We start from the raw sequence: 10,339 nt of genomic DNA on the forward strand, positions 1-10,339 counted from the left end.
ACCGCTCTTCGAACTCAAGTTTCCAGGCCATTGCTGCTGAGATGCGGGATAGTGAAATGAAATGCGGCTCCCTGCGGAACGTTTGCCTCGGCCCAAATCGTTCCTCCGTGGCTTTCTATGATCGAACGGCAGATCGATAGCCCCATTCCCATGCCGCTTGCCTTGGTCGTGTAAAATGGATCGAAAAGTCGATCCAGTTGCTCCGGGCCTATACCCCTCCCCGAATCTCGCACAGATACCAGTACGCCGTTTGAGCGGTTCATCGAAGAGCTGATCAGCAGTTCGCGCCGCGCTTGGCTAACCTCATCCAGGGCATGTACTGCGTTGATGATCAAATTCAACATAACTTGCTGTACTTGGGTGCGATCGGCTTCAACAAGAGGTAAGCCCTCCGCAAGCTGTGTCTGCACCGCGATGTGGCTCTTCGTTACCTCACCGCGCGTGAGCTCGATCACCTCGCCGATCGCTTCGTTGATCTCCATGCGCTCCTTCCGCAGTGGCGCCTTTTTGACAAGCTCACGAGTTCGATCGACGACGACGCCAACTCGACGGCCATCCTTGGTGATCCTCTCAAGTAGTTGGCGAACCTCCTCCAACTCCGGTGGCTGGCGGGCGAGCCAGCGCAGCGCCGCCTCGGCGTTTCCGATCGTTGCCGTGATCGGCTGGTTGACCTCATGGGCGATCGAGGCCGTAAGCTGGCCCATGGTTGCTACACGATTCGCGTGTGCCAGCTCCATCTGAGTCTCGCGATAGCGCCGCTCGCTTTCACGTGCTTCAGATTCCGCTCGCCGGCGTTCAGTCAGGTCAAGGACAAAAGAGACGCCCTGATTTCTATTTTGCTCAAGGAGAGCCGCTCCCATCAGCACGGGCACGCGGCTACCATCCTTCCGAAAATAATCCCTCTCAAACGGCCGTATCGTTCCTGTGACCTTTATCTCCTCCAGGGCCCTCGCAATTCGGTCGCTCTCCTCCGGCGGAATCAAATCTGTCCAGCGTACCCGACTAGAAACGAAATCGTCCCGGTCGAATCCCATCATGTGGAGAAACGTATCGTTGGCCTCGATGATGCGACCTTCGAAGTCCCAGAAGACGATCCCGATGAGGTTGGCGTCGAACAGGCTCCGAATCTTCGCCTCCTGCTCCTGCACTTCGGATTCCATCCGCTTGCGCTCCGTCAGGTCGAGGACAAAAGCGACACCCTGGTTCCCGCCTTCTTCGAAGCTCGCCGCGCCGACCAGTACAGGCACACGGCTACCGTCCTTCCGGACATACTCTTTCTCGTATGGCTGGGCGATACCCGTACTCCTAACTTCTTCGAGCATCTGTGTGTTGCGGTCGCGCCATTCCGGCGCCGTGAGTTCGGCCCCGTTGAGAAGTCCCGATGCGAGAGCTGCGCGGTCGTATCCAACGATGCGGAGGAATGCATCATTGGCCTCAGTGATTCGACTTTGGTGATCGAAGATAACGATCCCGATGATGTTGGCTTCGACCAAGCGACGGATTCTCGCTTCACGCTGCTGAAGGTCGCTATAGAGATGCGTATTCTCCAGCGAGATCGCAAGTTGCGATGCCAGCAACCCAAGCATTGCAGTTCGATCTGGCGTGAACGCGCCCGTGGTCAACGTGTTCTCGAGATAGAGTACTCCGGCCAGCGCCGTTTGTCGCACGAGGGGAAGGCAAAAGACCGAACGAGGTTGTCGACGCCGGAGGTACTCGTCGCCCGAGAAGGGGTTGGGTCGCCTGGCATCATCGAGAATGACCGTTTCGCGTGTCCGAATTACATACCGAATCAGGGAGTCGGGGACATCGTTGCCGGAGAGGGACATTCGGCACAAAACAATCTCGCCGCCGGCTACCTCCGCCATCGCTTCGACTCGAAAGTCATTGTTCTGGGGCAAGACCAACAACCCTCGATCGGCTCCCGCGTTTTCGAGCGAGACGTTCATCAATCGCCCAATCAGCTTCGGCAATTCAATCTCACTGGACACGGCTTGAGAGGCCTTCAAGAGTGTGTTGACGTCCAGCTTCTGGATGGCTGCCGCTGCCGTCTCGATTTGCCGATAGCTCTCGCCAGTAGCAAGGTTGGGGTATCGAGATTCCAGTTGCAGCACCTTACCGTCTGCCCCCCACAGCGCGTAACACGCACGAGCGTTGCGCAGATGCGCGTAGCCGTTCGTTTCAAGCTCCACAGCAAGATAAAACTGGCCGGCGAGTTCGCTGGCCATGGCTTCGTTTTGGATCAAGCCGTTCTCGTGCGCCGAGCGGATCGCCGCTTCGTACTGGCGCATCGCGTCCATCTGGCGGCCCTCGAGGCGCGCGATCTCTGCTGAGACCAGCGCGTATCGATTGTGATAATTCTCAGGGCAATTGTCGGCCCACAGCTTCAGCTTCTTCAGTTTCTCGTCAATCAATTTGCGATATTGCGCTTGCTGTGGCGCCGAGGCTGTAGGATACAACCCGATTAGCGTAAGCGCGTGGCAGAAATGATAGGTTGCCTCAATGGGCATCGCCATCGCGGCGCCGAGCACTGGCTCTGCGTCCGCGGCGGCCTGTAGTGCGTCCTCGTACTGACCATAGAGGACAGCGAGGATTTGCTTCATGATATGATAGAAGACGATGCCGCAGCCAAAGGCTGCCTTGACGATCGTGGCAACGCAAGTTGCTTCATCGAATGTGCCGTCCTCGAAGCTCAAGGGGGATTTCGTCCTCCCCCGGAGGCTTCCGATAAACTGCTGCTGCAGCCGGATCGTCTCGAAAACTGCCTCGTTGTGGCTCTGCTTTGCAAACGCTGCGTACCTACTTGCTGATGTCAGCACATCCTCAAGGGTTTCTCCCTTTTCGATGAGCTGCCACACGGTTTCGAACGCGAGGAACCCCGCATAGACGAGGTCCCCGACCTCGAGACAGGCCTCAAACGCCTGCTCCAGAATCGGTAGTCCTGTGGCGAAGTGCCTTCGCCACAAATTGACATGATCGCCATGCAGGTGAAGCAGCGTGCCTCGCAAACGCAAGTTCTTGAATCGCTCGTTCAGCCGTAGCGACATCTCGGAAAACTGATACGCCGAGTCGATGTCGCCCTTCAGGGAGACAAGCCAGAGCGCGAAGACACCGTAAACATAGCTCGACTGCTCCGTATTCCCGTCTGTTATGGAACGATTGACCCCCTCGAGAGCGACCAGCGGAAACAGCGGCGGCCGCGCGATATAGGCGCAGGGTGTTGCGTCAACGAGGAGCTCAATGATTGCCCGGCTGATGGGATCAACCGCAACCTCCGCATCGAGAAGCGCGCCGACCGGGCGCCCGGCCAGATTGACGGGAAGATTGCGGAATTGCGCTTCAACGGCTGCCTTGATGTCCTGATCGTTGTCAGGAAAAGTGACTCCAAACGAGCTCAGCGCATTTAACGCGACAGCGAGTCCTTGGTCGTATTTGCCTGCTACCTGGTACAGCTTGATGCGCAAGCTGTGAACCTTGGCTCGATCCAAGTTTGATGATGCTCTATCCAGGATGATGTCGAAGAGCGCGTCGGCCGCTTCGAAGTTGCCGGCTAAATATTCGCATTCCGAGAGTAGCAGGTAGAGCTCGAATGTCGTCTCGTAGCGGCTAGTCCACGCATCAAGAGGTGAAAGCTTAGATGCTTGCACGAGGTAATTGCGAGCCGACGCGTACGCAGTCGAGCTTTTTGCGCGCTTTCCTGCCAACACGTTCAACCCGGCAACCTGCTCGCGCTCGTCATGGGCCTCGATGAGGGCCACGCCGCGATTGAGATGGTTCACTATGTCGAAAATTTTGTCTTCAAGCTCGTCGGCTGCGGTCCCGGCTGCGAGCACGCGGCCGATCCGAAGATGGGCCGCGGCGAGATCGGACTCGGGGATGAGCCCATAGGCTGCTTCGTGCACGCGGTCGTGGAGGAATTTATAGGCACCGTCCACCTTGAAGATGAGGCCCGCCAGTACCGCCTCCCGGAGCGTCGCGTGAATCTTCTCTTCGGACTCTCCGTGAACGACCATCATGGTCGCGATCTCAGCGACGCTGCCAAGGCAAGCAAGTTGCCCCAAGGCGTTTCGTGTCGTACCCGACAAGCGACGGAGCTTGACCGACATGAGATCGAGCACGTTGTCCGAGAAGCGCTTTGCATGGATGCGTGAGACGTCCCAAACCCACTTCGCTGTCGTGTGATCGAATTGAAGTAGCCCTTCCTCTCCGAGCTCCGTGAGAAATTGGATTGCAAAGAATGGATTGCCTTCCGTCTTTTGGTGGATCAGCCTCGCAAGCGGCTGCGCGCCAACGTCGCCGCAATGCAGCGTCTCCTCGATCATTTGCTCGATGGCTTCCTGCTTGAGCGGCGCGAGCAACGTCTCCTGCACCCTCCCGCCACCGGAACGGATCGCTTCCTGGATTCGTCTGAGCGGATGGGACGAGCCGACTTCGTTATGACGATAAGCACCCACTAGCAACAAATGACGAATCTCGGGGTGCGTGGCGAGATGTTTCAGCATCTCCAGTGTTGCCGTATCGAGCCATTGCAAATCGTCTAGGAACAGCGCGAGGGGATGCTCTGCTCGAGCAAACACACCGACGAAGCGGCGGAATACCCGCTGAAACCGATTGTAATCCTCCTGGGGAGGGAGTTCAGGAACGGCTGGCTGCTCTCCTATGACCAGTGCGAGCTCCGGGATCAGGTTTATCATGAGCTGGCCATTGAAGCCCAACGCATCGAGCAGGAGCGATCGCCAAAGCGATATCTCCTCATCGCTTTTGCTGAGAAGCTGTCGCACAAGCGATTGAAAAGCTTGAGCCAGGGTTGCATACGGGATGTCGCGCTTGTACTGATCGAACTTCCCACCGGCGAACAAACCTCGCGGCGGCACCAGAGCTTTGTGCAGTTCGTTTACGATCGACGATTTGCCGATACCGGCTTGGCCGGAAATGAACACGATTTCCGTCATCCCGTTGGCAATGACACGATCGAAGGCCGCAAACAGACTATCGACCTCCTTTTCGCGACCATAGAGTTTTTCCGGAATCAGCAGCCGATCGGACGCATCATGAAGACCGAGCGGAAACCATTCGATCCGGCCATGGGTGACCCATTCGGAGAGACATCGCTGCAGGTCGGCCTCGACGCCCGCTGCCGTCTGGTACCGGCTTTCCGCATTCTTGGCGAGGAGCTTCAAAACGATTGCGGCGACAGAGAGTGAAATCCCGTTGACACGCTCATTGGGCGGCACGGGATGCCGGGCGATGTGACAATGAATCCATTCCATCGGGTCGACGGCAGAGAATGGAAGCGATCCCGTCAACATCTGGTAGAAGGTGACACCGAGAGAGTATAGATCGCTGCGAGTATCGATGGATCGATTCATCCGTCCGGTTTGTTCCGGCGACATGTAAGGCAGCGTGCCGGCAATCACTTCGGGCGGAGCAGGACTTTGGTGTTCGCGCGGCAGGCGTGAGGCCATGCCGAACCCGGTGATCTTGACCTCTCCGGTCGCACGATTCACAAGGATGTTGGTCGGCTTGAGATCCTTGTGGATGAGGCCGCGCCGGTGGACGTTGCCGACAGCCGCAGCGATATCTATGGCGAGACGCAGAAAGCTTGCAACCTCCATTGGTGCGTCAATCAGGCTTTCGAGCGGCTCCCCCCCTGGGTCCTCGAGAAGCAGTACGGTGCGACCGCCCTCATGAAGAAGGTCTAACGGACATACAGCCCACGCGCGATCGAGTTCGTCCTTCCATCCGTGTTCGCGAGCAAGGCGATCGATGACGGCAGGATGTGGACGCTCCGAGGAAGGCCGCACTGCCAGTACGGCGACGGCGCTGCCATCGGAGCGCCTATGCGATCCTCGGCAGAAGACACGCTCGTCATCCTTCCAGGCAACCTGGAAGCTGCTATCTGCGATTCCGGCGAAGCGAACTGCATCCATGTTAGTGCCGGTTCACATCGGTTCGGTCGCGAGTGAAGTAGGTACGAGCCCGCGCCGCTGCGGTGCTAAGCAACAGCCCACATAATACTACCGCTGATGGGCCGGCGCATTACCGAATACTGCGGACCCATGCGCAAATCTTGCTATGCGAGGACCGGGAACCGTGAGCCTCAGCGCTCGCCCCCTGGTTGACGAAGTGCGCGATACTGACCTGGCGTTAGTCCCGTCGCATTCCGAAAGGCTCTGATGAAATTGCCCTGCGATCGAAAGCCGGTTTCCAGCGCAATGTCCACGAGTGAGGAATGATTCAATGCCAGTCGCGTTTGCGCCTCTTGCACTCGGCGATACGTCAAGTAGCGATGAGGCGAAAGGCCGGTCGCCTCTCGAAACAGCCGCAAGAAATGAAAGTCACTGAGATGGGCCTCAGCTGCTAGATCGTGGAGCGTTATGTTCTCCGCAAAACGCGCTTCAATGAAATCGAGGACTCGTTTGAGGCGCTTGGCATCGATATTCGGGGCTTTTGAGGGCCGCCTCCAGCGATCGACGGAATAGTTACCAATCAGATGTGCCGCAAGCGCTGCTTGCATGCCATCCAGGAAAAGACGGTCTATCTGTTCGACACCCCGACTCGCGACACCGTGGATGTTCATGGCGATCTGGTGAAGCATGGCGTCTCTAAGACCGCCGGAGTAGACCAACTCGGCCTTCGAGGGGTCTATGTCGTAGTCCTCAAGGGCACTCTGTTGGATCAAGGTTGGCGGCAAAAAAATATGCAGACACTCGATTGGAGATGTAATGCCGCTAACGCTCTCGTCGGTCCCCTCGGGGCAAATGCAGGCGATACCCGGTTGAATAAAATCCCGGCGGGTCAGGCCGTTTCCTTCCTGAATTGCGAATGCGCGGCCAGAAAGCACAAACGCAAGCTCGTTGCTGACGCAGACGCCGGGCCGTTGAAATCCAGCTTCGAGAAATCGATGCTCTACACGCAGGTGCGGAAACTCAGCCACGCCCACCAAACGCGATGTAGTGTCGTGATATTTTCGATCGCCATGCGTTTTCAGGATCACGGCCCGCTCCATGGGATCGCCACGATACCCATTTGTGAAACCAGTGGAAATACCTGGCCGTGAGCTTCGTCGCGCGATAGATCCGCCGGCAGCGTCGTGGTTCCATCCGTTAGCTGGATGCTCAAATAATATGCAGCCGCCAGCTATCCTTCGGACTGAAGCTTTCTGAAACCGGAGTAACTCCAAGCGCAACGCCAAACCGATCTCGCTGCGTCGCTCAATCCCATCGGTGTTTTTCTTGACGACGATTTACCAGTCTTTACATCCTCACTGACGCGATGCCGGCTAAGTTATCGATAGCTCCCAGCGCCTTCGTCGATGTTGCGATGCTCAGGAAGGCGAATGGAACGGTCGCCCAGCCAGGCGAGATCAGATTGACGACAGATGTCGCGTCACATGGGATGGTGTCGCAGTCCTCTATTGGGGGATGCATGCACGGTTTCACCACGGGGAACGCGTACGTTTGCGCCACTCGCAATCCGCGTGAGAGCCGGTAGATGCAGGTCGTACCAACCGTCGGCTACACTGGGAGCGGAACGCAACAGCCGCTCCCCGATCCGCTCGAGCAGCAACTGAGAGAATCTCTTGAGCGTGAGGCGGCAACGGCCGAGATATTGAGGGTCATCGCGAGTTCGCCTTCCGGCTTTGGCCCCATCTTCGCAGCGATCGCAGAAAGGTCCAACAAGCTCGTAAACGGGCTGTCTACAGCGGTTCTTCAGTTAATCGATGACAGGTTGCATCTTGCTGCGTTCACCCGACGAGGCGAGATCGCGGACGCGGCCTTGATCAATCTGTTTCCCCTGAAGCTTTCAGACGTCGATTGGTATGAAAGAACAATCCGGGAGGTACGGCCAGTTCAGATCGAGGATTGCGAGTTGGGGTTCGCCGACTTGCCTGGCCTGTTGGATCTCTCGCGCAAGCGAGGCTTCCGGAGCGTTGCCCTGATCCCGCTTTTTCGCGACTCCGGGAGCGTCGGCATCATCAGCGTAACGCGCGCAGAGATCGGAAAATTCCGGGAAGAGCACATACGTCTGTTACGAACATTTGCTGATCAGGCGGTTATTGCGATCGAGAACGCCCGGCTTTTCAACGAAGTGCAGGCCAGAACGACCGATCTTACACGATCACTCGAGGACCTGCGCGTGGCCCAAGATCGCCTCGTGCAGACCGAAAAGCTTGCTTCTCTTGGCCAACTCACGGCAGGTATCGCACACGAAATCAAGAATCCGCTCAATTTCGTCAACAATTTTTCAGCGCTGTCAGTCGAGCTGACCGACGAACTCAACGACGTCCTAAGGCAGGCAACTCTCACGGAGGAAATCCGCATCAAAGTCGATGAATTGACCAGTCTTCTTAGAGAGGACCTCGAGAAGGTCATTCAGCACGGCAAGCGAGCCGATTCCATCGTCAAGAACATGCTGCTGCACTCGCGCGAGCGCTCGGGCGAGCGCCGCCCGGCTGACGTCAATGCGTTGGTCGAAGAGAGTCTCAACCTCGCCTATCACGGCGCGTGTGCGGAGGACTCGGCCTTCAAAATCACACTCCAGTGCGAGCTGGACCCTGATGCCGGGACGATCGATCTTTACCCGCAGGACATCACGCGCGTACTGCTCAATCTGATTTCGAACGGCTTCTACGCGACGACCAAGCGCAAGGCGACGGCCGGCGCGGCGTTCGAGCCGACCCTGTGCGCCAGTACCAGGAGCGTGCGCGACGGAGTGGAAATCGGAATTCGCGACAATGGCACGGGCATCCCCGAGGAGGTGAAGGAGAAGATTTTCAATCCCTTCTTCACGACCAAACCGGCTGGTGAAGGAACAGGGCTTGGTCTTTCGATCTGTCACGACATCATCGTGAAACAGCACGGCGGCGGCATCGAGGTCGCGACCGAGCCGGGCGCATTTACCGAGTTCACCATCACGCTGCCACGCATCGCGGCGGCTCAAATCCCCGAGGAGGCCAAAAATTGACCGTCTATATCCTGGTCGTCGATGATGAACCCGACATCGAAGCCCTGTTCCGCCAGCGGTTCCGGCACGATCTGCGTTCCGCGCGCTTTCAGATGGAGTTCGCCACGTCAGCGCCGGCGGCGCTGAGGCGTGCCGTCGAGATCCGGGACGCTTCGCTGATCCTGATCCTTTCGGATATCAACATGCCCGGGATGAGCGGGCTCGAGCTATTGCCGATCATGCGTGCGACGCGTCCCGACGTGCCAGTCATCATGATTACCGCCTATGGCGATACAGAAACGCGTAGGACAGCGATCGAACATGGCGCCGAAGGATTGTTGACCAAGCCGATCGACTTCGCGCTCCTACGGCAGGAAATCGACACGAGGATCGAGCACGCAGCGCCCATCCTCGTGGTTGACGATGAACCGGATCTCGAGAAGGCGAGGCTGAGCTAAAAGGATTTTCTCCGGCGCCTGCGGTCACCAGACCAGCCGTGGGTCGCTGCTCGACCGCTTGTCCGTATTCTTCTCGATTGCAGAGACCGCTTGACCGAAGAAGAGGAGGATTGCGTGCCAAAAATGTTCGTTCACGCTCCCAGTGGCGTTTTCACCCCCGAGGCTCGCGCGCGAGTGGCTGCCGAACTGACTGACCTCGGAATGGCGTGCGAGCGCCTTGCCGACACACCGACAATCCGATCGGGGGTTTGGGTTATCTTCGCCGAGTACGAGCCCGACGCTGTCTTCAGCGGTGGAGAAGTCGCATCGCGTCCGATCATAGCCCTGCTGATCAACGCAATTAAGGGAGGCCTCGACGATCCCGCCAAGAAGCGGCTCATCGAGGAAGGCACGGCGATCCTCGGCAGACACGCTGCCATTGGCGAAGGAAAAGTGCCGGCCTACGTCGCCGTCCAGGAGATCCCCGAGAGCAATTGGGGTATGTACGGAAAGCAGGTCGACCTTTCTGCGATGCGCGCTCCAGCAACCGCCTAGTTGCGCACGGTTATCGCTGAGCGGCATCTTTCGTACAGCGTCTTCCGTAAAACCGAATTAACTATAATTCGGGCAAGTGTCAGCGTCGCCCTTCTTCCGGTGCTCTTCGAACGCCGCGAGGAAAACGACCCGAGGTTCGCCGAATTTGTCGGGCTCGCCCGAATGCCGCTTGCCGAAGGCGAGCTGCTCGCTCACGATTGAGTAAGGCGACGCTGTATGATCTACCGGGTCAAGCGTGAGGCCACACGCGACCCGAATGAAAACTCATGTCCACGCACCAAGCTGGGAAATCAAGGGCTTGCGCTGAGCAGCCTGAGACATAGGTGGCGGTACGTACCGGACACATGGGTTACACTTTCCGCTTTTGTTCTGCGGGAGGTGTGGATGCCGTGGAAAGCGAGTTC

Annotated in this window: 7 protein-coding genes; 5 read left to right on the top strand and 2 right to left on the bottom strand. The window is 57.8% G+C overall.

Going from position 1 to position 10,339, the window contains the following annotated elements:
• Positions 1-14: 14 nt before the first annotated feature.
• Entirely contained in the window at positions 15-5,927 is a 5,913-nt protein-coding gene (locus SO140_RS29220) for an AAA family ATPase (protein WP_449384240.1), read from the bottom strand.
• Between the two features lie 170 nt (positions 5,928-6,097).
• Entirely contained in the window at positions 6,098-6,994 is an 897-nt protein-coding gene (locus SO140_RS29225) for a helix-turn-helix domain-containing protein (RefSeq protein WP_449384241.1), read from the bottom strand.
• Positions 6,995-7,491: 497 nt separating this feature from the next.
• On the opposite strand from SO140_RS29225, the gene SO140_RS29230 reads away from it, so the two are divergent.
• The 5 genes from SO140_RS29230 to SO140_RS29250 form a co-directional block, all read left to right on the top strand.
• On the top strand, positions 7,492-8,964 hold the full coding sequence (locus SO140_RS29230; RefSeq protein WP_474799248.1) for a sensor histidine kinase: 1,473 nt from the start codon (positions 7,492-7,494) through the stop codon (positions 8,962-8,964).
• Positions 8,961-9,401 carry a response regulator gene (locus tag SO140_RS29235; RefSeq protein ID WP_449384243.1) on the top strand — a complete coding sequence of 147 codons (441 nt, stop codon included), beginning with the start codon at positions 8,961-8,963 and terminating at the stop codon, positions 9,399-9,401. The genes SO140_RS29230 and SO140_RS29235 overlap by 4 nt, the downstream gene beginning before the upstream one ends.
• Positions 9,402-9,491: 90 nt before the next feature.
• A complete protein-coding gene (locus SO140_RS29240; protein WP_449384244.1) occupies positions 9,492-9,935 on the top strand; it encodes a tautomerase family protein in 444 nt (147 codons plus the stop codon).
• Positions 9,936-10,136 (top strand): hypothetical protein, encoded by a 201-nt coding sequence (locus tag SO140_RS29245; protein WP_449384245.1) that lies wholly within the window; start codon positions 9,936-9,938, stop codon positions 10,134-10,136.
• A 15-nt stretch (positions 10,137-10,151) separates the two neighbouring features.
• Positions 10,152-10,339 (top strand): hypothetical protein (locus SO140_RS29250; RefSeq protein WP_449384246.1); only part of this gene is annotated, 188 nt, incomplete at its 3' end.

The organism is Bradyrhizobium sp. UFLA05-108 (assembly GCF_059803455.1).